The 21,239-nt window shown below is 59.5% G+C and carries 23 protein-coding genes and 2 tRNA genes; 18 read left to right on the top strand and 7 right to left on the bottom strand.

Annotation, left to right across the window (positions count from 1 at the left end; genetic code table 11):
* Positions 1 to 54: 54 nt before the first annotated feature.
* Entirely contained in the window at positions 55 to 357 is a 303-nt protein-coding gene (locus tag JK208_RS04345) for a BolA family transcriptional regulator (RefSeq protein WP_194262061.1), read from the top strand.
* Positions 354 to 947, top strand: a complete 594-nt coding sequence (locus JK208_RS04340; RefSeq protein WP_194262060.1) for an outer membrane lipoprotein carrier protein LolA — start codon at positions 354 to 356, stop codon at positions 945 to 947. Before JK208_RS04345 ends, JK208_RS04340 begins: the two co-directional genes overlap by 4 nt.
* On the opposite strand, the gene lipB is transcribed toward JK208_RS04340, so the two are convergent.
* Positions 928 to 1,629 carry a lipoyl(octanoyl) transferase LipB gene (gene lipB, locus JK208_RS04335; protein WP_211574482.1) on the bottom strand — a complete coding sequence of 234 codons (702 nt, stop codon included), beginning with the start codon at positions 1,627 to 1,629 and terminating at the stop codon, positions 928 to 930. The two genes, JK208_RS04340 and lipB, sit on opposite strands and share 20 nt — an antisense overlap.
* A gap of 59 nt (positions 1,630 to 1,688) precedes the next feature.
* Here lipB and JK208_RS04330 point away from each other — a divergent pair.
* The 7 genes from JK208_RS04330 (at position 1,689) to JK208_RS04300 (ending at position 6,036) form a co-directional block, all read left to right on the top strand.
* Positions 1,689 to 1,774 (top strand) — tRNA-Leu (locus tag JK208_RS04330).
* Between the two features lie 212 nt (positions 1,775 to 1,986).
* Positions 1,987 to 2,871 carry a UTP--glucose-1-phosphate uridylyltransferase GalU gene (gene galU / locus JK208_RS04325; RefSeq protein ID WP_194262058.1) on the top strand — a complete coding sequence of 295 codons (885 nt, stop codon included), beginning with the start codon at positions 1,987 to 1,989 and terminating at the stop codon, positions 2,869 to 2,871.
* 111 nt (positions 2,872 to 2,982) lie between these two features.
* Entirely contained in the window at positions 2,983 to 3,177 is a 195-nt protein-coding gene (locus tag JK208_RS04320; protein WP_211574481.1) for a DUF3553 domain-containing protein, read from the top strand.
* Entirely contained in the window at positions 3,177 to 3,944 is a 768-nt protein-coding gene (locus tag JK208_RS04315; RefSeq protein WP_283092408.1) for a ComF family protein, read from the top strand. The genes JK208_RS04320 and JK208_RS04315 overlap by 1 nt, the downstream gene beginning before the upstream one ends.
* A gap of 7 nt (positions 3,945 to 3,951) precedes the next feature.
* A complete protein-coding gene (gene grxC, locus JK208_RS04310) occupies positions 3,952 to 4,209 on the top strand; it encodes a glutaredoxin 3 (RefSeq protein WP_211574480.1) in 258 nt (85 codons plus the stop codon).
* A complete protein-coding gene (locus JK208_RS04305; protein ID WP_211574479.1) occupies positions 4,210 to 4,692 on the top strand; it encodes a DUF2147 domain-containing protein in 483 nt (160 codons plus the stop codon).
* Between the two features lie 72 nt (positions 4,693 to 4,764).
* Positions 4,765 to 6,036: a lactonase family protein gene (locus JK208_RS04300; RefSeq protein WP_211574478.1), complete on the top strand. Its 1,272-nt coding sequence runs from the start codon at positions 4,765 to 4,767 to the stop codon at positions 6,034 to 6,036.
* Between the two features lie 62 nt (positions 6,037 to 6,098).
* On the opposite strand, the gene ubiG is transcribed toward JK208_RS04300, so the two are convergent.
* Positions 6,099 to 6,854 (bottom strand): bifunctional 2-polyprenyl-6-hydroxyphenol methylase/3-demethylubiquinol 3-O-methyltransferase UbiG, encoded by a 756-nt coding sequence (gene ubiG / locus JK208_RS04295; RefSeq protein WP_211574477.1) that lies wholly within the window; start codon positions 6,852 to 6,854, stop codon positions 6,099 to 6,101.
* A 164-nt stretch (positions 6,855 to 7,018) separates the two neighbouring features.
* On the opposite strand from ubiG, the gene JK208_RS04290 reads away from it, so the two are divergent.
* From JK208_RS04290 to prfA, 6 genes are all read left to right on the top strand, one after another.
* Positions 7,019 to 8,344: an aspartate kinase gene (locus tag JK208_RS04290; RefSeq protein ID WP_194262052.1), complete on the top strand. Its 1,326-nt coding sequence runs from the start codon at positions 7,019 to 7,021 to the stop codon at positions 8,342 to 8,344.
* On the top strand, positions 8,341 to 9,408 hold the full coding sequence (locus JK208_RS04285; protein ID WP_349291959.1) for a nitronate monooxygenase: 1,068 nt from the start codon (positions 8,341 to 8,343) through the stop codon (positions 9,406 to 9,408). The genes JK208_RS04290 and JK208_RS04285 overlap by 4 nt, the downstream gene beginning before the upstream one ends.
* 14 nt (positions 9,409 to 9,422) lie before the next feature.
* Positions 9,423 to 10,673 (top strand): helix-turn-helix domain-containing protein, encoded by a 1,251-nt coding sequence (locus JK208_RS04280; RefSeq protein WP_211574476.1) that lies wholly within the window; start codon positions 9,423 to 9,425, stop codon positions 10,671 to 10,673.
* 91 nt (positions 10,674 to 10,764) lie between these two features.
* A complete protein-coding gene (gene ispG, locus JK208_RS04275) occupies positions 10,765 to 11,910 on the top strand; it encodes a flavodoxin-dependent (E)-4-hydroxy-3-methylbut-2-enyl-diphosphate synthase (protein WP_062031453.1) in 1,146 nt (381 codons plus the stop codon).
* Positions 11,910 to 13,157, top strand: a complete 1,248-nt coding sequence (gene hisS / locus JK208_RS04270) for a histidine--tRNA ligase (protein WP_211574475.1) — start codon at positions 11,910 to 11,912, stop codon at positions 13,155 to 13,157. Before ispG ends, hisS begins: the two co-directional genes overlap by 1 nt.
* Before the next feature lie 4 nt (positions 13,158 to 13,161).
* Positions 13,162 to 14,223 (top strand): peptide chain release factor 1, encoded by a 1,062-nt coding sequence (gene prfA / locus JK208_RS04265; RefSeq protein WP_194267727.1) that lies wholly within the window; start codon positions 13,162 to 13,164, stop codon positions 14,221 to 14,223.
* A gap of 3 nt (positions 14,224 to 14,226) precedes the next feature.
* On the opposite strand, the gene JK208_RS04260 is transcribed toward prfA, so the two are convergent.
* Positions 14,227 to 14,697 carry a hypothetical protein gene (locus tag JK208_RS04260; protein ID WP_211574474.1) on the bottom strand — a complete coding sequence of 157 codons (471 nt, stop codon included), beginning with the start codon at positions 14,695 to 14,697 and terminating at the stop codon, positions 14,227 to 14,229.
* A 30-nt stretch (positions 14,698 to 14,727) separates the two neighbouring features.
* Here JK208_RS04260 and prmC point away from each other — a divergent pair, with 30 nt between their 5' ends.
* Both prmC and JK208_RS04250 read left to right on the top strand, forming a co-directional pair.
* Complete coding sequence (prmC, locus tag JK208_RS04255) at positions 14,728 to 15,573, top strand: peptide chain release factor N(5)-glutamine methyltransferase (RefSeq protein ID WP_211574473.1); 846 nt, start codon at positions 14,728 to 14,730, stop codon at positions 15,571 to 15,573.
* A 277-nt stretch (positions 15,574 to 15,850) separates the two neighbouring features.
* A complete protein-coding gene (locus JK208_RS04250; RefSeq protein WP_228125447.1) occupies positions 15,851 to 16,312 on the top strand; it encodes a DUF4167 domain-containing protein in 462 nt (153 codons plus the stop codon).
* Between the two features lie 60 nt (positions 16,313 to 16,372).
* Here the strand turns inward: JK208_RS04250 and JK208_RS04245 are convergent, their stop codons facing one another.
* Entirely contained in the window at positions 16,373 to 17,275 is a 903-nt protein-coding gene (locus JK208_RS04245) for a glycosyltransferase family 2 protein (protein ID WP_249201936.1), read from the bottom strand.
* A gap of 42 nt (positions 17,276 to 17,317) precedes the next feature.
* A tRNA-Met gene (locus JK208_RS04240) sits at positions 17,318 to 17,392 on the bottom strand.
* 215 nt (positions 17,393 to 17,607) lie between these two features.
* Here JK208_RS04240 and JK208_RS04235 point away from each other — a divergent pair.
* Positions 17,608 to 18,807, top strand: a complete 1,200-nt coding sequence (locus tag JK208_RS04235) for a mechanosensitive ion channel family protein (protein ID WP_211574472.1) — start codon at positions 17,608 to 17,610, stop codon at positions 18,805 to 18,807.
* On the opposite strand, the gene JK208_RS04230 is transcribed toward JK208_RS04235, so the two are convergent.
* Both JK208_RS04230 and JK208_RS04225 read right to left on the bottom strand, forming a co-directional pair.
* Complete coding sequence (locus tag JK208_RS04230; protein ID WP_211574471.1) at positions 18,799 to 20,340, bottom strand: APC family permease; 1,542 nt, start codon at positions 20,338 to 20,340, stop codon at positions 18,799 to 18,801. The genes JK208_RS04235 and JK208_RS04230 overlap by 9 nt on opposite strands.
* 38 nt (positions 20,341 to 20,378) lie before the next feature.
* Positions 20,379 to 21,221, bottom strand: coding sequence for an undecaprenyl-diphosphate phosphatase (locus JK208_RS04225; RefSeq protein WP_211574470.1), 843 nt, complete (start codon positions 21,219 to 21,221; stop codon positions 20,379 to 20,381).
* Positions 21,222 to 21,239: the final 18 nt, after the last annotated feature.

Genomic DNA, 21,239 nt, shown 5'->3' with positions numbered 1-21,239 from the left:
CAATCACCGCCGCCCGATGCAAGCGGGCATTCCTCAAGCCGGACGATTTTCATCATGTCTGAAACAACTGCACACCCTTCCAGCCGACGCGAACGGATTGCGACCCTCCTCCAGCAGGGACTGGCCCCTACAAAGCTCGAAATCCAGGATGACAGCGCCCGACACGCCCATCACGCCGGAGCCAAAGCCCTCGGCGGCGGAGGCGAAACGCATTTCAACATCGCCATCACGAGTGCGCGTTTTGACGGACTGAACCGGGTGGCGCGGCACCGGCTGGTCAATGACCTGCTGGCGGAAGAGTTCCGCTCCGGTCTTCATGCGCTGTCGCTGGTCCTGCATGGAGAACAAACCCCATGAGACGTGCTCTTTTCGCTCTTCTGCTGCTTTCAGGCTGCGCGACCAGCGGATATGATCGTCTTCCCAAAGCCGATCAGAATGACGTGCATCGCATCGAAGCGTATCTGAACGGTATTCAGGGATTGCAGGCGGCTTTTATCCAGCATGGACCGGACGCAGGCGAAAGCGGCGGCCGCTTTTCGTATATTCCGGGCCATCTGAGACTGGATTATGTCGTGCCGCATCCGATGGAACTCGTGGCCGGAGACGGTCATCTTGTGTTGGACGATCAAGGAACAGGCGCTGTTACGCATCTGTCGCTGCGACATAATCCGCTTGGGCTGCTGCTGAAACACCCGATCCGCTTTGATGGCGACATTCAGGTCACGGATGTGCGACATGGGAACGGATCGCTTCAGATTTCCGTAGCCCAGGCCGATAACCCCTCACAGGGCCTGCTCACGCTCCAGTTTTCGGACGTGAACGGCCAGCTGAGCCTGATCGGATTGCAGGGCGTGGATGCCCGACAGCATCATTTCGGCGTTCTGCTGTCGGATGTGAAACAGGGTGTGGTGATCGTCCCGTCTGTGTTCACGCCTCCTGCGGGATAGAGCCGAAGCGGACGGGCCAGGCGGCGGCCAGCGCGTCATCCAGATCTTTCATCGTCAGGCTGCTGTCGAATCGCTGAAGGCTGGTGACGCCGAATTCGCGGATGCCGCAGGGGACGATCCCGTCAAAATCGTTCAGATCGGGGCTCACATTGATCGACACACCATGCCAGCTCACCCAGCGGCTGACGCGGATGCCCAAAGCGCCGATCTTCGCTTCAAGTCCGCTCAGCGGATCAACCGTCCAGACGCCGATCCGTCCCTCACGGGTGAAGGCCGTGACCCCAAGCCGGGCGAGGGCATCGATCATCCAACCCTCCAGACCCGCCACGAAGGCCCGCAGATCGCGGGGAGGGACGGTGCCGTTTGGCTTCGTCAGATCCATCATTACATAGCCCAGCCTTTGTCCCGGCCCATGATAGGTCCATTGCCCTCCGCGCCCCGCGTCATAGGTCGGATATCCGTGAGGATTATAGAGATCGGCATCCTTGGCCGATGTTCCGGCTGTAAAAACGGGCGGATGCTCGACGAGCCAGACCAGAGGCGCGGCGGTTCCTTGATGAATCGCCCGTGCGCGCTCCTCCATGAACGCCAGAGCATCGGGGTAGGGCATCAGTCCCGCAGAGGACGTCCACAAAATTTCTTCATAAATCTCATCTCGGGTCATTGCCCTCGTATCTGTCATCGGCTATAGCCCCTCCCACACCGGACGGTCATGCACCAAGCAGGATCGTTTGTCACGGGGCGGCCGTGGCGGAATGGTAGACGCGCAAGCTTGAGGTGCTTGTGGGGGCAACCCCGTGGAAGTTCGAGTCTTCTCGGCCGCACCACTGACATTCACATGTCGGTGTATCAAATTAAAAATCATGGATCCCCTGAATATTACTCTCCCTCAAAGGGGGAAGGTTTTATTAAGGTTCTGATAGTCTGTGCCATCTTATTGCCAGACTATTAAGACAGGGGTATTCCTCTAATGTCTTTGAAGAGCGTCTGGGCTTCCGTTCGGCAGTCGGGCGTCATCTCGTATGATGTGTGAGGTTTCGTGATCAAACCACTGAAAAAAGCTGTTCTTCCTGTTGCCGGTCTTGGTACGCGGTTTCTGCCCGCAACAAAGGCCATGCCGAAGGAAATGCTTCCTGTCGTCGACAAGCCGCTGATTCAGTACGCGATCGACGAAGCTCGCGAAGCCGGGATCGAAGAATTTTGTCTGGTCACCGGACGTGGCAAAGACAGCCTGATCGATTATTTCGATATTGCTTATGAGCTTGAGGCAACGCTCAAGGAGCGCGGCAAGAAAAGCGCGCTTGAAGCGCTGGCTCCCAGCAGTGTGCAGGCTGGATCTCTTGTGGCCGTGCGTCAGCAGGAGCCGCTGGGCCTCGGACATGCGATCTGGTGCGCCCGTTCCTTCATTGGCGATGATCCGTTCGCGATCCTGTTGCCGGACGATATCGTCAAGGGGCGCAGCTGCATTGGCCAGCTGGTCGAAGCTTACAACAAAACCGGTGGCAATGTCGTGGCTGTGTCGGAAGTTCCGCCCGAGCACACGAACCGCTACGGTATCCTTGACGTTGGCAGCGACGATGGAAAGCTGGTGGAAGTAAAGGGGCTGGTTGAAAAGCCTGCTCCGGAAGACGCGCCGTCGAACCTGTCTATTATCGGCCGCTATGTCCTGACGCCGGACGTCATGAAGTATCTGGCGAAGCTTGAGCGTGGTGCAGGCAACGAAGTCCAGCTCACGGACGCAATGGCCAAGACGATCGGTGAAGTGCCGTTCCATGGGCTGCGCTACGAAGGCACGCGCTTTGATTGCGGCGACAAGGCCGGCTTCCTTGAGGCCCAGCTTGCCTTCTCGATTGATCGCGAAGATCTCGGGGCGTCGGTCAAGGCGTTCCTCAAGAAGTATAAGCAGTACACAGACGCCCCCTGATCCCGGTCAGGTACGATTCTGATCTGCTCTGCCTGCAAGGTTTTTTACCTTGCAGGCAGAGCAGCTAAAGACCATATCCGCTCAGATCCTGCGGCGAGGAGTCTGGCAAGCATGTCAGTAGGCGGGCCGTTTCAATCTTTTCTTGAGCCAGGCCAGATTGTTCTGCATCCCGATTACCCGGACTGGGGATGGGGGCAGGTTCAGTCTGCTGTTGGTGAGCGGGTGACGGTCAATTTCCAGCATCAGGGCAAAGTCCTGATCGATGCATCCCGTATTACGCTCCGACTTCTGCCGAAACCCCGGTAATGCGGACAGGCCGTCGTATAGCCCGCACACTCCTCAATACACTTTTGCCTCCCGTCTGTGCGGCCTGTGGCACCGAAGTCATGACGGAAGGGGCTTTTTGCAGCACCTGCTTTCAGACGGCACACCGGATCGTCTCTCCGCAATGTGATCGTTGTGGCGTTCCTCTGGAAAATGAGGGGCTTGGAGGTACGCAGAGCTGCTGTGCTGCCTGTCATGCCCATCCGCCGGTCTGGCGTTCTGCCCGGGCCGCATTCGTTTATGACGCATGGTCCCGACGCCTCATCCTGCCACTGAAATATTCCGATCATACCGAAAATGCTGCCGTTCTGGCACGGCATATGGCTGTTGCGGCTGAAGATCTTCTGGAGAAAGTAACGCTTGTCGTGCCGGTGCCACTATATCGCACCCGATTATGGAGGCGGCGCTACAATCAGGCCGGTTTGATGGCGCAGGGTGTGGCACGCCTTGCCGGATTGCCATGTATGGTAGATGCCCTTCAACGGGTTCGCTCGACAAAAGCTCTGGCCCGTCTGTCCGCCGGAGAGCGCGAGGAGGAGATGGCGCAGGCAATCCGGATCAGAAAAGGGCGGGACGCCTGCATAAGAGGGCAGGCTGTTTTGCTGGTGGATGATGTGCTGACGACAGGCTCCACGGCGACGGCCTGTACATTGGCTCTGATGCAGGCCGGGGCGGCAAGCGTGGATATTTTGGTTGCAGCCCGGACCGGGAGAGTGGATGAACAGAACCCGCGCTTTGTCCAGGAATGAGAATCCTATGCCGAAAATCGAGATTTTTACCCAGCCTGGATGCCCTTACTGTGTGCATGCCGTCAGTCTTCTGCGCTCCAAGGGCGTGACGTTTCAGGAAATCAACGCCCCGCACGGATCCGCCGAACGCGAGGACTCCATTCGTCGTTCGGGACGTCGCACGGTGCCTCAGACGTTTGTTGACGGAGAGTCGCTCGGGGGCTGCGACGATCTGATGGCCCTTGATCGCGCCGGGCGGCTTGATGACCTGTTGGGCACCGTCTGAATGCGCTGTGTGGGCCTTTTCGCGGCTTTCCTGATAACTGTGCTGTCACTTTCATGTGTTCGGGCCCAGTCTCCTGCTCCGGATGATGCTCTTCCGCAGAACATTCCCGAACAGGGCCTGTGGCTGTCGGAAGGGCACGATGGGTTGTTTTCGATCCAGCCCTGCGGGCATGCTCTCTGTGGTCAACTGATTGGCATGGCTTACGACGGGGAAATGCCAAAAGACGTCTGGGGACGTTCGCAATGCGGTATCCGTATGCTGACAGACTTTGTCCCAATCGAGGATCGCAAGTGGCAGGGCCATATTCTTGATCCGAGAACCGGACGGGTCTATCAGGCGCGGATATGGGTTTCCCAACCCAATGTTCTGAAGCTGCGCGGATTCGTTCTGGGAATGCCCCTTCTGGGTGAAACCCAGACCTGGAGCCGCTACACCGGTCCGCCAGTCGGACCACAATGCAAGCTGCCGAAAGACGTACACTAGGTTTGTTGTCGCGAAACCGGCATCATGGCCCGGACGTTATCGTCGCCCTATCGAAAGGAATGCAGACCCATCATGTCCCACCCTGTTTCCCGCCGCAGTTTTGCGGCCGGACTGGTTGCCGGTGTTGCGGCTGTCGGTACTGGTATTGCTGGTGCCGCCGATCCTGAGAAGGAGGTTCCGACGCCACCTCCGCCACCAAAGCAGGTTTCCAAAACGATCTGCTTTGTCGGCGGATATACGAAACACGGCCCCCCAGGCGGCGGAACCGGAAACGGGCAGGGCATTGCTGTTTTCGATATGGACCGCGAGACAGGCGTTCTGACGCCGATCACGACGTTCACCGATATCGCCAGTCCGTCCTTCCTGACGATCTCGAAAGACCAGCGCTTCCTCTACGCGCTGAGCGAAATCGACGATTTCAACAAGAATGGTGACGGGTCCGTCACGGCATTTGCCATCGACCCCAAAACCGGTTCACTGCGCAAGCTGAATGTCGTCAGTTCAATGGGTGCTGTTCCGGCGTATGTGAGCATTCACCATTCGGGCCGCTATGTGCTGGTGGCCAATTATGTTGGTGGGAATGTGGCGGTTTTGCCCATCCGTTCGGACGGATCTCTGGGCGAAGCATCGGACGTGGTTCACAACACAGGCCCGCGCCAGCCGGAGCGTGCTGCGGACAATCCGCAGGGTAATTTTGCCGTTTCCGATCATTCGGGCTCGCATCCCCACATGATCCATTCCGATCCAAGCGGAAAATTCGTGCTGGCCGATGATGCAGGTCTGGACCGGGTGTATGTCTGGACGCTGAACCTCGACACGGGCAAGCTGATCCCGGCTAAGACGCCATATTACGACATGGAGCCGGGGTCGGCACCGCGCCACTTCCAGTTCAATCATTCCGGTCGGATTCTGTACAATCTGTGCGAACAGGATTCGAAGGTCGTTGTTTCCAATTTCGATCCGGTTACCGGTGCGATCAGCAATATCCAGACCGTCAGTACGGTCACGTCGCATTTCCGCGGCTCGACACTTGCGGCAGAAATCCTGATCTCGGCCAGTGGCAAGTTCGTTTACGTCTCTAACCGGCTCGGTGATTCGCTGGCCGTGTTCGCCATCGGTACCGATGGAACACTTACACTTCAGGACGAAGTGTGGATGCACGCGGACTATGGCCGTGCCCTGATGTTCGATCCGTCCGGAACGTTCCTGTTCTGCGCCAACCAGCGTTCCGATGCCGTGACCTCGTTCCGGGTAGATAAAAAGACGGGCGAAATTGCGTTTACGAACAATTTCACCCCAGTCGGAAGCCCGACGACCTTCGCGTTCATGAACACGCAGGCCTGATCGGCTGTGTTTCCGGCTAAGGCACTTGCGGCGGATGATCCCGCTGCAAGTGCCTTTTTTGTTCAGTCCTTGCGAAAAATCGCGATGTAGTTGATGCCAGTGTCGCGGCTCTCGCGCCATTTGAACGGCACATAACTCATGCCTGCGATGTCCAGCATCCGCAGACCGGCCTTTCGGGCCATGGCGGCCAGTTCGTCCGGCTTGATGAACTTCTTCCAGTCATGCGTGCCCACAGGCAGCATCCGCAGCAGATATTCCGCACCGAGTTTGGCGACAGCGAAAGAGCGTGGCGTGCGGTTCAGCGTGGACACAGCAACCATGCCGCCTGGCTTCGTCAGCGTAGCCAGCATGATCAGAAAATCCTGCGGATCATTGACGTGTTCGATGACTTCAAGCGCATTGACGACGTCGAACCGCGCCCCTTCCGCAACAAGGTCTTCCGCACTGCCATTGCGATAGGACAGGGGGGCAGCTTCGGGAGGGAGGGGATGCTGAGCCAGATGTGCTTCGGCTGCCCGGATCCCGGCGGCGCTGGCATCGATTCCGAGTGTTTCAAACCCGAGTTTGGCATAGGCCTCGCTGGCCAGACCCGCACCACAGCCGATATCGAGCAGGCGCAGAGGTCCGGCAGACGCAGCGTGCAGCGGGGCAACGTGACGGCTGACCCATTCGGTCCGCAGGGGGTTCATGGCATGGAGCGGGGCCATGGGGCCGCGCGGATTCCACCAGTCTTCTGCCAGAGCGCTGAAATGGGCAATTTCGGATTCCGAAACGGATGAACGTCTGAAATCCTGTCCCGGAGATGTTTCTGTGGGCATCAGAACTGTCCTTCTGTGTGCCTGTCTGCCGTGCGTCATCTGGACGTGGCGGAGCGAGACGAGTATGTGGACCGGCAGAGTCTGTTCAGGCGCCGGGTGTTTTGCGGTACCCGATGCCAGACCCGAGCGCGCAACGCCAGACACGTACTGGAGCCTTATCCGCGATGTCCATGCCCGATACTCCCGTCCACGACCAGCTTTCCGGTCGTGCCGATCCTCATGCCGCCATGACTGGCGAAATTGGGAAACGGAAGACGGTTGTCATGAAATTCGGCGGTACATCCGTCGGAAATATCGAGCGTATCCGGAACGTTGCGAAACGCGTGAAGGCGGAACATGACCGCGGCCGCCGCGTGGCAGTTGTTGTGTCGGCGATGGCGGGTGTGACGAACCGGATGGTCGGATATTGTGCGGAACTCGACCCGCTGGCCGATCCGAAGGAATATGATGCCGTGGTGGCGGCGGGCGAGCAGGTGACAAGCGGGCTTGTCTCCATCGCGCTTCAGGCGCTTGGCGTGAAAGCGCGGTCGTTTCAGGGCTGGCAGATCCCGCTTGTGACGGATGACGCCCACGGCAAAGCCGCTATCGAGAGCGTGGACGGCACGGCGCTGCTGGCCTGTCTGGACGATGGGATCGTGCCGGTTGTCGCAGGCTTTCAGGGCGTAGGGCCTGATGGACGGATCGCAACGCTGGGGCGCGGTGGATCAGATACCTCCGCCGTGGCCGTCGCGGCTGCCATCCATGCCGATCAGTGTGATATTTATACCGATGTGGACGGGATCTACACCACCGATCCGCGCATCGTGAAACGCGCAAAGAAGCTAGATCGCATCACTTACGAAGAGATGCTTGAACTGGCTTCCGTAGGCGCCAAGGTACTTCAGACCCGCAGTGTCGGCCTCGCCATGCGTGAGAATGTCCGGGTGCGGGTTCTGTCATCGTTCGCGGAAACGGATGATGACAGTGGTTCGATTGTTGTTGATGAGGACGAGATCATGGAGAAGGAACTGGTTGCGGGGATTGCCAACTCGCATGACGAAGCGAAAATCTCCGTGCGGAACATTCCGGACCGTCCGGGCATCGCGGCCGCGATTTTCGATCCGCTGGCCGCTGCGAACATCAATGTCGACATGATCGTCCAGAGCGTTGGCGTGGACAATCTGACGAACATGACCTTCACGGTTAGCAAAGCCGACGAGGCTGCTGCTCGCTCCGTGCTGGAGAAGGCCCGCGAATACGTCCAGTATGGCGAACTGATCACGTCTCATAACGTGGTGAAGATCAGTGTCGTGGGCATCGGTATGCGCTCCAATGCCGGTCTGGCCGCGCGGATGTTCCGTACGCTGGCCGATCGCGGCATCAACGTGCAGGTCATTTCCACGAGCGAGATCAAGATCTCGGTTTTGATCGATTCCGAATATACCGAACTGGCCATGCGCGCACTGCACACGGCTTATGGGCTTGATGCCAAAGAGGAAGCCGACGCGTGAGCGAAACCCTGACCGAGACCCCGAGCGAGACTCTGGACGCCCGCGCGACGCTGGACCGGCTGTGGAAGCCGGGCTGTGACTTCCTTGGAAGCGACGTTGCGATCCTCGGCGGGGCCATGTCCTGGGTCAGCGAGAGGCATCTTGTCTCGGCCATTTCCAACGCCGGTGGGTTTGGTGTCATCGCCTGTGGCGCGATGTCTCCCGAGCGTCTGGAAGAGGAAATCGTTGCCACGCAGGCGATGACGAAGCGCCCGTTCGGCGTCAACCTTATCACCATGCACCCGGAGCTGGACCGACTGGTGGACGTGTGTCTGGCGCATAACGTCTCTCACATCGTGCTCGCAGGCGGCGTGCCGAACAGCGCCACGATCCGCAAGGTCCGCGATGGCGGAGCGCGGGCGATCGGTTTTGCGCCTGCTCTGGCTCTGGGCAAGCGGCTGGTGCGCATGGGCATCGAGGCTCTCGTGATCGAAGGCTCGGAAGCGGGTGGCCATGTCGGGCCCGTGTCGCTGACGGTTCTGGCGCAGGAAATCCTGCCTCATATCCGCGACGTGCCGGTGTTTGTGGCTGGTGGTCTTGGACGTGGTGATGCCGTCCTGTCTTATCTGGAGCAGGGCGCAGCCGGTGCACAACTTGGAACGCTGTTTGCGGCTTCCGAAGAAAGCATCGCGCATGAGAACTTCAAGAAAGCTTTCCTGCGTGCCAATGCCCGCGATGCCGTGACGACTGTCCAGCTTGACGAGCTCTTCCCGGTCATTCCGGTACGCGGCTTGTCGAATGAAGGTGGCCGCCGTTACGCCCGCCTTCAGGGTGAGGCGCTCCAGAAGTTCCAGAGCGGCGAACTGACCAAGGAAGAAGCCCAGCTTTCGATCGAGCATTACTGGGCCGGTGCGCTGCGTCGTGCCGTTATCGAAGGTGACGTGGAGACGGGTTCCGTCATGGCCGGTCAGTCCGTCGGCATGGTCAAGGAAATCCGTCCGGTCGCCGATATTCTTGCGACGCTGGTGCAGCAGGCCGTTGATGCCATAAAGCAGCGTGAAAACCGTATTCACGCTGCCAGCTAACGGATCATCCGGTCATGTCCTCTCCGTCCTCCAGCCGCCCGTTGTCGCAGTCTTCTGACCAGCCCAGTGTTGGAAAGGTGCTGCGCGAGCGTCGTGAGGAACTGGGATGGCGACTGGAAGACGTGGCGGAGTGGCTGCGAATCCGCCCGAAACTTCTGGCCGCGCTTGAAGCGGACGATCTTTCGGGGCTGCCGGGTGTGGCTTATGCCGTCGGCTTCCTGCGGACTTACGCACATGCCATGCAGCTTGATGCGGACGCGCTGGTCGAGCGTTTCCGGCGCGATACGCGTGGGGCGGTGACACGCAAGACGGAGCTGGTTTTCCCGCAACCCGAAGGGGATCGGGGGTTGCCTGTTGGTGTGCTGGTGGGCGCCGGGTTGGTGGTCGTGGCTGTGGCCTATGTCGGCTGGTACCGTTTTACCGCCCATGACACACCGGCGCAGCGTCAGGTTCCAGCCGTGGCAGAACTGATGCCGGGTGCGGCAACTCCTGCCACGACCTCCCCACAGGTCGCCTCTGTTATGCCCGGACGCGCACCCACGCCCGAACCTCATACGCCGGTCGTTGCGTCGCCCACTCCTGCTGGGTCGCCAACAGTTTCCAGCCCTGTGCAGACGGCTGCGGCCCCGCAAAATCCGCCTGCGTCTGCACCGGAACAGGCTGTACCAGCGGCTCCGTCTTCTGATGAAGATGATGCACCTGTCCCAACGCCCCCGACTGAGACCGTCGCGCCTGAAAAAATCCCGACACCCGGACAACCTGCCACGGATCTGCCCCCGGCTGTTCCAGAAGGGGCTGTCGTCGTGCGGGCGCTGTCGCACGTCTGGGCGCAGGTTCGTGACAAGGACGGGCACGTCCTGATGTCGCGCGTCATGCAGCCGGGCGAAAGCTGGCAGGGCGATCCCGCGGGTGCTCCGTTTCACATGTCGTTCGGGAATGCAGGCGGTGTGGTCCTGACCACGGCGGGGGCGACCAGTGCGCCTCTGGGCCGGGAAGGGCAGGTCCGTCGCAATGTTGAGGTGACGGCCGATGCCATCCGTTCCGGCTCATTCGGATCGGGTGTGGCCCTTCCGGTTCAGCCCAGTGCCTCCCCATCACCAACCGCCACGGACGCACCGGCCGTCGTGCCGCCTATGGTTGCAAAACCGGCTCCGGCACCCGTTCCGCACAAAGCCCCATCGCCGGAGCGCGACGTTTCGGCCGATGACCTGAATGCCCGGCAGCTTGAACATCAGCCGCTGGAACAATCGTCGCCACCGCATTAAACCCTTATATCCGTCAGGGGGGCTCAGTGTCCCTGAATACAGCCCCCTGCGTCAGAGCTTCCGGTTTCCACCGGGCACGAAGAGGTAAATCATGAGCAGCTACCGTCCGTATCAGCACATCGAACGTCGCAAGTCGCGCCAGATCCATGTCGGCAAGGTCGCGGTCGGTGGTGATGCCCCGATTTCCGTGCAGACCATGACCAACACCCTGACGTCGGACGCACAGGCCACGATCGACCAGATCCGCCTGTCCGAACTGGCTGGTGTGGACATCGTTCGCGTCTCCTGTCCGGATGAGGCCAGCACTGAAGCGCTGGCGGAAATCGTTCGTGAAGTGAATGTGCCCATCGTTGCGGACATCCACTTCCACTATAAGCGCGCCATCGAGGCCGCGAAGGCCGGTGCTGCGTGCCTGCGAATCAATCCGGGCAATATCGGTAGCGCCGAGCGCGTGCGGGAAGTCGTGAACGCCGCCAAGGATTATGGCTGCTCCATCCGCATCGGCGTGAATGCCGGTTCGCTGGAAAAGCACCTGCTTGAAAAATACGGCGAACCCAACCCCGAAGCTCTGGTCGAGAGCGCTCTGGAACACGCGAAGATCCTTCAGGATCACGATTTCCACGAGTTCAAGATCAGCGTGAAGGCATCTGACGTGTTCATGGCGGTTGCGGCCTATCAGCAGCTTGCGGATTGCTGTGACCACCCGCTGCATATCGGCATCACCGAGGCAGGCTCCAAGCGTGCGGGCACCGTGAAGTCGTCTATCGGTCTGGGCAATCTGCTCTGGGCTGGCGTGGGTGACACGATGCGTGTGTCGCTCTCGGCTGCTCCGGAAGAGGAAGTGCTGGTCGGCTGGGATATCCTGAAGTCCCTCGGCCTGCGTCATCGCGGTGTGAAGATCATTTCCTGCCCGTCCTGTGCCCGTCAGGGCTTCAATGTCGTCGAGACGGTCCAGACGCTGGAAGATCGCCTCCAGCACATCAAGACGCCGCTGACGCTGTCTATCATCGGCTGCGTGGTGAATGGCCCCGGTGAAGCACTGATGACCGATCTCGGCGTGACCGGTGGCGGCAATGGTCGTCACATGGTTTATGCGGCCGGTCGTCAGGATCACACGATGCCGGGTGGCGACATGATCGAGCATATTGTGGACCTCGTGGAAAAGAAGGTCGCAGACATCGAGGCGGGCAAGGTCGAGGCCTCCACGGCCAAGCAGATGGACCCGGCAGCGCACTGATGTCCGGACTTCAGCCCCCTCGCGGGACACACGACCTCATCGGCGAGACGATGCGCCGCCACCACCATGTCGTGGAGACGGCGCGCCGGGTTCTGCGGACCTATGGGTTCGAGGAATGGAGCACGCCCATCTTCGAGGACACGCGCGTCTTTTCGCGTACGCTCGGCGAGACGTCCGATGTCGTGTCCAAGGAGATGTATACGTTCGAAGATCGCGGGGGTGAGAGCATCACCCTGCGTCCCGAGGGCACGGCGGCGATCTGCCGCGCGCTTGTTACGAACGGTCTGACGCAGTCGCTGCCGCAGAAGGTGTTCTATCACGGGCCGATGTTCCGCTACGAACGCCCGCAGAAGGGACGCTACCGCCAGTTCCACCAGATCGGTGGGGAACTGATCGGTGCGGAAAGTCCGCTGCGCGATGCCGAGACGATCGCCATGGCGCAGGACATCCTGCGTGAACTGGGTCTGGGCGATCACGTCACACTGGAACTCAACACCCTTGGTGATCTGGCCAGCCGTCAGGCATGGCGTGAAGCTCTGGTCGCCTATTTCCGAGACCATGCGGAAGCGCTGTCGGAAGAGAGCCGGGTCCGGCTTGAAGCCAACCCGCTGCGGATTCTGGACAGCAAGTCCGAGCAGGACCGTAAACTGCTCGACGATGCCCCGGCCTTTGCGGACTATCTGAACGATGAGTCCCGGAAATTCTGGGACACGTTGCGCGACAGCCTTCAGGCATTCGGCGTGGACTTCGTTGAAAACCCGCGCATCGTTCGCGGCCTTGATTATTACAGCCACACAGCGTTCGAGTTTGTGACCTCGAAGCTCGGGGCTCAGGGCACCGTACTGGCCGGTGGTCGCTATGAAGGGCTGGTCGAGCAGATGGGCGGTCCGGCCATCCCGGCGATCGGCTGGGCTGGCGGGATTGAGCGTTTGGCAATGCTGCTGGACAGCGCACCGGAGCTTCCGGCGGGAATTACGCTGGTGCCCATGGGCGATCCGGCTGTTCTGAAAGCTGCGTCGCTTGCGCGCGCGCTGCGTTCTGCCGGATTACGGGCGGAGATCGAAACGCGCGGCAATCTGAAAAAGCGGATGGAGCGCGTGGTGAAGTCCGGCGCGTCCCACGCGATTGTTCTGGGCGATGAGGAAATCGCCAAGGATGTCGTGCAGCTTCGGGATCTGTCCAGCCGCGAGCAGCAGGAAGTTCCGGTCACGGATCTGGTGCGTCTTCTGAGCGCAGGACGCGCCTGAGCGTATGGCGTTTGACGACAGGCTTGAGCGAATTGTCGCGCGTTCAGAGGAAGTTCAGGCCCTGATGTCTTCCGGCGATCTGACGGGTGAGGATTTCACCCGTCTGTCGCAGGAATATGCCGAGCTGGAACCCGTGGTCGCGTCCATTCAGGCCTGGAAAAGCGCGGAAGAGCAGAAAGCCGGGGCGCAGGCCCTGCTGGACGACCCGGAAATGCGTGAACTGGCGCAGATGGAGCTGGCAGAGATCGAGGCGACCTTGCCCGACCTCCAGCACGCCCTGCGTCTCGCGCTCCTGCCGAAAGATGCGGCTGACGAACGCAGCGCCATTCTTGAAATCCGACCCGCCGCTGGTGGCGACGAGGCTGGTTTGTTCGCTGCGGAACTGTTCGATGCCTATCGCCGCTTTTCGGAACAGAATGGCTGGCGTTTCGAAGTCATGGAATATTCCGAAAATGAAGTCGCAGGCCTGAAGGAAGGCATGGCGACCATTTCAGGCCGTTCTGTCTTCGCGCGTCTGAAATACGAATCCGGTGTGCATCGCGTTCAACGTGTCCCGTCCACGGAAAGCCAGGGTCGCATCCATACTTCAACCGTAACTGTTGCTGTGTTGCCCGAAGCTGAAGAGGTTGATGTCACGATCAATGACGACGATCTGCGGATCGATGTGTATCGCGCATCCGGTGCAGGTGGTCAGCACGTCAACAAGACCGAAAGTGCGGTCCGCATTACGCATATGCCCAGCGGGATCGTGGTGGCGATGCAGGAAGAGAAAAGCCAGCACAAGAACAAGGCCAAGGCTTTGAAGATCCTGCGCGCGCGGCTTTACGAACGCGAGCGTGCACAGCTTCATGCCACACGAGCTGCAGATCGGAAATCACAGGTCGGGACCGGCGATCGGTCGGAGCGCATCCGGACCTATAATTTTCCGCAAGGTCGCGTGACGGACCACAGGATCAATCTGACGCTCTACAAGATCGACCGGATCATGAGCGGTGAATTCGACGAGATCATCGACGCACTGACCCGGGAAGAACAGACGGAACTGCTCGCCGCCGCAGGGTTCTGAACCTCAGGTGTTGGGTGTCGCGCAGACGGCAGCACGCCCATGCCGGTGGGTTGCAACAGCGGCGTCGTCGTAATCGACCAGAAAGAAGTCCGTGAAATTGTTGCTGCCCACGGCGTCGAGGGAATGGCCTTCAGGATGGTGGAGCTGGCCCTCGCTGCTCACCTGATGGGTTTCCTGATGGCCATTCCGTACAATGGTGATTTCTCCGCACAGGGCGTAATCCACATCGGAACGGCCAACCGGAAGCACGATGGTCTGCGTCTCATGGGCCTTGGACAGCCCGAGTCTGAATGTTGCAACCAGATTGCCATCCAGATACAGGCGCGAGACTTCCGAAATTTCTTCGGGCGCACGCTCGTCCGTTACCGTAAAGGACGGGGGCAGTTCTCTGGACAGGTCTGACTGTGCCTGAACAGGCGTGAGTGTGCAGCCAAGCAGCAGGGCGGAAAAGAGGAATGCACGTTTGGACGTCATGACACCAACTATAGCAGGTTCGCTTTGAAGATGATGGCCAAAGATGATCTTTTGCGCGAGGCCTCACAGGCGCTGGAGCAGGCCGGGATTGAGGATGCGCGTCGCGAAGCGCGGCTTCTGCTGTGCTGGGCAACAGGACGGGATCTGGGTGGATTGCTGTCTCTGGATGGCGTGGATGACGTCCAGCAGATACGATTCGCCGATGCCCTGACGCGCAGACTGAACCGGGAGCCTCTGGCGTTCATCACGGGCGAGACGGGTTTTTGGACACTGGATCTGGAGACTGGGCGTGACACGCTGATCCCCCGTGCCGACAGCGAGGCCCTGATCGAAGCATTGCTAGATATTCACCCGGATCGGGATGCACCGCTGTCCATTTTGGATCTGGGCACCGGAACCGGCTGTCTGTTGCTCGCCGCCCTGTCGGAATACCCGCAGGCAACAGGTGTGGGCGTCGATTTGTCTCCTCAGGCAGCAGCTTTGGCGCGACGCAATTCCGCTCGTACGGGGCTTGAGCAACGGAGTGTTTTTTTCGCCGGAAGCTGGGCGGAAGCCCTGAATGCCCGGTTCGATATCGTGCTCTCCAATCCACCTTATATCGAGACCGGTGATCTGTCGGATCTGATGCCCGAAGTTGTGCGCTATGAGCCTGCGCGGGCTCTTGATGGCGGACCAGACGGGCTTGAGGCGTATCGTATTCTGTGTGCCGCCCTGCCGGATCTGCTGGTGCCGGGAGGACATGCCATCTTTGAGATGGGGATCGGACAGATCGAGGACGTGTCTGCGCTTGGAGTGCAAAACGGATTGCGGGACGTAGGGCGCCGGAAAGATCTGGGGGGGGTAGAAAGAGCGCTGGTTCTGCATTTGCCTGCATAAGAGGACAGACAGTGGCGTGAGATAACGAAAAACCGTTGGCTTGACTGACGGAACTTGGTATGGCTAAAGCCAATGCATACGAATTTGAAGGTGTTTTACAGACACTCTCAGGCGTATCTTTGCCCATCGTTCACGTCATTCTGCACTGACGATGGAAGACTGGCTGAGCCGGGTTCAGCCATAGCGGAACAGACAGACGTCTTTTTCGATAGCGGCGGTCGGAACTTTCTGTGCTTGCAGAACGGTCCACGTCATCATGAAAGTGCATCACGGGTCGATGAATATGAAGCGCATAAGAGGCCGGCATCATCGTGCGGGCAGTGGGCCGTCACGTAGCAGCAGTAATGCCCAGACACCTCTGAACCGCAACCATGTGTTTGACAGTAACGGGCCTGATCTCAGGGTCCGCGGTACGGCGCAGCAGCTGTTCGAGAAGTATCTCCAGCTTGGCCGCGACGCAACCGGAACTGGCGACCGCATTCTTGCAGAAGCCTATTTCCAGCATGCGGAGCATTATTTCCGTATTCTCAACGCCATGAATCAGGCCGCTGAGAAAAGCCAGCAGGAGCGTAACGAGCGCCAGCAGCAGCGGCAGCGGGCTTACGAAGACCGTCGTGAGGCACGCGGTGAGCGTGGTGAAGACGAGGCCCCGTCATCCGAGCAGGAAGGGGACTACGCTTCGGAGCGTTCCTCCGATGAAGATCATGATCGTCGTGCGGCGGAAGTCGAAGCAGAATAAGACGTTCTGTCTTCAGCGCCTTAAAAAGACCGGCCCGTAAGGAGCCGGTTTTTTTGTGCCTCAGACGCGCCCTACGAAGCGGTCTGGCAGGCGCCAGAGTTCTGTTCCGCTCAGATGCAGATCAAGGCGGTACAGGTCGTTCAGGCGCGTCTGGGTGCTGTCCTCGACCTGCTGGCGCCACTGCATGAGGCGCGCGTCCCGATTGTCGAGCGTGCTTTCCGTTCTGGGCAGTCCTGCCATTCCAAGCAGCATATTTTCCCAGTCCGCATTGTCGAGGCGCTGATGACGTCCGACGTCTTCCGAGACCCAGGGCTGCCTGCGGGTCCGCTCCAGCCGCGCCAGACCCGAACCCAGATCAGCATAACGCAGATGGAACAGGAAAAGAGGTGCGGCGAGGCTGGGAACCGCTTCTTCGCAGCAGTGGAAACCCGGAGCCCAGGTGATGGGAATGCGGGTGAGAACCGGTTTGCACATCGCGCTCGAAAAGCGGAGATGGCGGCGCTGTAAAGAGACGGGACGGCTGTAGTCGAACGGGCCTTCCTCATCCGGACGGTGGATGACGTCAAAGCCTGTCGCCGTGACCACGGGGCTTCGGTTCAGCAGCGCGAATTCAGTCAAGGACGGGACGAAAACGGGGTCCGCGAGGAGGATTTCGTCCACATCCGTATAGATGACGCTGTCATACCATTCGAGCAGACTGTCACAGAATTTTCCGACCGCCCGGGTGCGGCGTTCGTCGTCTTGGGGAGAGCGGGGAATTCGAACGACATTCACCTGTCCCAGATGCGTCGTACACCCGTCATCTGACCCGTGATCGATGATGTAACAAGCGCTTTCCCCAGCCTGTGCGCCATAATGACGCCGCCAGACCTGAAGATGCTCCGGTTCGTTATAAACCATGGTCACGACGGCGAGGGGCTTTTTGATCATGTCCCGCAGACTACAGGAAATGACCTCACGCATCAGCGTTTTGGCCAGGAAAAAACAAATTTTTCAGGAAAAGAATGGTAGCGGTGGACGGATTTGAACCGCCGACCAAGGGATTATGATTCCCCTGCTCTACCACTGAGCTACACCGCCATCCTGCCGGTCGAACCGGCGTTGTGGCGGGGTTTTAAGGGGGATCTTTCCGAGTGTCAACACGTTAGGTTCAGGAAAATGCGGCATAAAATAAGATGTTTTTTACGGGTCGCATTCCTGCGGCTGCCCGTGGCATTTGAGGTATCACGGTTTTCCAATCAATCCGGCCTTCAGGGCTTTTCCAGTTTCTTTCGATGCAAGGAGTCTTTCATCTGGTGATGCAGCATTTTGTCAGCACTCTGTTTGCCATAAGATCCTATTTCACCTGGCTTCCAGCGTCCGTCGTTTCGGTGTTGATGCTTGTGGTGGTGGGGGTGCTGGCGTTCTATTGCGGCAATCTTGTCACGACACAGCTTCTGAAAATCCCCGGATCGCGCAAGGCCGCGTTGATCCGGCGTATTGTTTCGTCCCTCCGCAGACCGACGCGGCTGATGGTCGCCCTGCTGGCCATGCTGTCAGCGCTCCCGGCTGCAACAGGCTTTACGGCGGCACAGGAAGATAACTTTCAGCTCTTTTTGCTGTTTCTGCTGATCCTGACCTTTGGTTTCTCGGCAATCATGGTCTTCCGTATCATGACGGAGGTCTATCTCAACCGCCTCGCATCGCGGGAGCAGACCGACGACATCATGATCCGCTCGCACCAGACGCAGATCCGCGTCCTGCGGCGGCTGACGGAGATTCTGGTGGGGATTGTGACGGTAGCATCGGCCCTGATGCTGTTCCCGTCCGTCAAGCAGTACGGACTGTCACTGTTCGCCTCAGCGGGTGCGGCGTCCCTGATCGTCGGCCTGTCAGCACGGGGGCTTCTGACGAACCTGATCGCAGGCGTACAGATTGCGCTTACGCAGCCGATCCGCATGGAAGATCTGATTATCATCAATGGTGACTGGTGCTGGGTGGAAGAAATCAACGCGACTTATGTGGTGCTGCGTGTCTGGGACTGGAGGCGGCATATCGTGCCGATCTCGTATTTTTTGGAGAACCAGTTCGAGAACTGGACGCATAATTCTGCGGCCATCATCGGCGTGGTGTTCCTGTGGGTCGATTATCAGGCGCCGATGGATAAGATCCGGGAGATGCTGAATGAGATCGTGCGGGGCTGCCCGTTGTGGGATGGGCGTGTGTTCGACGTACAGGTGGCCGACTGCAACGCGCATGTCATGTCCATCCGTATCATCGCCAGCGCACGGACGGCGCTTCAGAGCTGGGATCTGCGGTGTGATATCCGTGAGAAGATCATCGCCCGGATCCGCGATGAATGCCCCGAAGCACTCCCGCGTTCGCGTTTTTCCATGATGCCGCCCGGTCCGGGCGGGCAGGACCCGTGGGAGCAGATGGCGCCCCCGATCGGACGCCCGCCGCCGGGAAGCTATATGGGCCCAGGAATGGGCAGCGCGTCGATGTCGTCAGACTAAAGGCAGTTCCGGGCGCATTTTGGAGTGTCTGCGACCATAGAAGACGTATGTTGCGACGCCCAGAACCAGATAGGTCACCAAAAGGATCAATGGCACCGGATTGCCGCTTCTGACGGCGCTGACCATGTCTGAAACCAGCGGGATGGTCATCACCAGACAGAACAGGATGCCCAGCGCAGGTGTCGTACCGATCCAGAACCCGCGGATACGGATACCGCCCAGCGGGACACTGAAGGGGCGAACAATGTCCGGTCGTGTGTTGCGCTGCCAGATCACGGTAAAGCACACAATTCCGAACGCAGCCGCCGTTCCGATGGACACGAGGTCGCTGATGATGTCGATCGGGAGTGTTGCGGTGATGAGGGCAACGACAAGGCCAAGCACGATCGTGCCGATCCACGGCGTGCGGAGCTGAGGATGGATGACGGAAAAGATCTGCGGGATCAGGCCGTCGCGGCTGATGGTCAGCAGAACACGGGACTGGGCATACATCAGTCCCATCAGTACCGAGCACAGACCGATCGTAGCTCCGACATTGACCAGCAGGGCCAGCCAGGGTGTGTGCATGATCTTCACGGCAATTGCGAGCGGATCCGGGACGTCCAGTTCACGATAGGGTACGATCCCGAGCAGGACCGTGGCGACGATCATATAGACGACCGTGCAGATCAGCAGACTGCCGATAATGCCGATCGGCACGTCACGCGTGGGGTTGCGGGCCTCGGCAGAAGCTGTGGAAACAGCTTCAAACCCGACATAAGCAAAGAAAATGACCGAGGCCGCACGAAAGATGCCGCGCACACCATAGTGAAACCCGCCTTCATTGGGGGGAATGAACGGATGCCAGTTCGCCGGATTGATGGCACCGATCCCAAACGCCACGAAAACGAACAGAACGCCGACTTTAAGCGCCACGATCATGGTGTTGACGCGGGCTGATTCCTCGATGCCGCGCACGAGCAGGGCCGTGACGAGAAGCGTTGCTACGAAGCCGATCAGGTCGAAGCGCCATCCTGCGCTGATCTGCGCTCCAGCTGTGCCTGCAACAGGCTGAAGCGTCGCATGGGTCAAGGCCGTGGGAATATGAAAGCCGGTGATGCCCAGAAGAGAGCTGGCATAGCCTGAAAGACCGGCGGCAACGGCAGAACACGAGATGCCGTATTCCAGAAGCAGCAGCCAGCCAACCATCCAGGCCACTTTTTCGCCCATTGAGATATAGGCGTATGAATAGGCCGATCCCGAGACAGGCAGCGTCGAAGACAGTTCGCCATAGGAAAACGCGGTGAACAGGCAGGCGAGGGCAGCAATGACGAAAGAGATCAGAACCGACGGTCCGGCATATTCGGCAGCGGCCGTGCCGGTCATGACATAGATGCCAGCGCCGATCGTGGACCCGACGCCAAGAATGACCAGCTGGGTCGCCGTCAGGCTGCGCTTGAGGCCGTTCGTATCGTTTTCGAACAGGACCTGTTCAAGGGTTTTCCGGCGACCTGATCCGGAAACGTCAGGAGGAGATTGTATCGATGCTGGCATGATCCGTAATGTGCCGCGAAAAACGGCGGCTGGGAAGTTTAGAGAAGGATGACGGCAGCGGAAAACGCCCCGGCCACAATGCAGTAGACACCGAACGGCGTGAGCGCCCAGCCGTCATGGTTGCGGAAGAAACGCAGCATGAGGAGCGAGCAGATCAGCGCGGTGATTCCGGCGACGATGGCACCTGCGACGCACTGGATCATGACATCATGGGAGATCGTCATGTGGCGCATCTGCCAGGCTTCACGGACCGTGGCAGCCAGTACGATGGGCTGGGCCATCAGCAGGGAGAAGCGCGCAGCCGTTTCGTGGTCCAGCCCCCGCAGAAGACCGCCATTCATGGTGGCACCGGAGCGGGACAGGCCGGGCAGAAGGGCAAGGCACTGCCAGATGCCGATGATGGCGGCGTCTTTTGGAGCGAGTGTCGAAATGGGGCGATGGTCGCGCTGGCCTTTCTGGCGACGGAGCCACTCGGTCGCCATCAGCAGGAAGCCATTGAGGATCAGGAAACCCGCCACCGCAATGGGAGAGCCGAAAACGTTCCGCAGACGATGCTCCAGAAGCCAGCCGACCAGCACGGCGGGAATGGTGGCAATGACGAGAAGCAGGAAGACCCGAATCGCGTCCATCTGGGCGTGGCGACCATGACGGCCCATCATTCCGGTCAGAATAGCCACCCAGTCCTTCCAGAACACACCTGCCAGCGCGACCAGCGTTCCGACATGAAGCATGGTCAGGAACGGCAGGAACGTCGGTGCGTGCTCATCCAGATCCCAGTGCAGAAGCGCAGGAAGCAGAACGGCATGACCAAGGCTGCTTACCGGAAAAGGTTCGGTAATTCCCTGGACGACGGCGAGAATGAGGGCTTGGAGAAGCGTCATGGAGCCTGTCTCGGTGAA

Origin of the sequence: Gluconobacter sp. Dm-74 (genome assembly GCF_018256135.1) — a bacterium.
Lineage (GTDB): Bacteria > Pseudomonadota > Alphaproteobacteria > Acetobacterales > Acetobacteraceae > Gluconobacter > Gluconobacter cadivus.
This window is presented reverse-complemented; position numbering and strand designations above follow the sequence as displayed.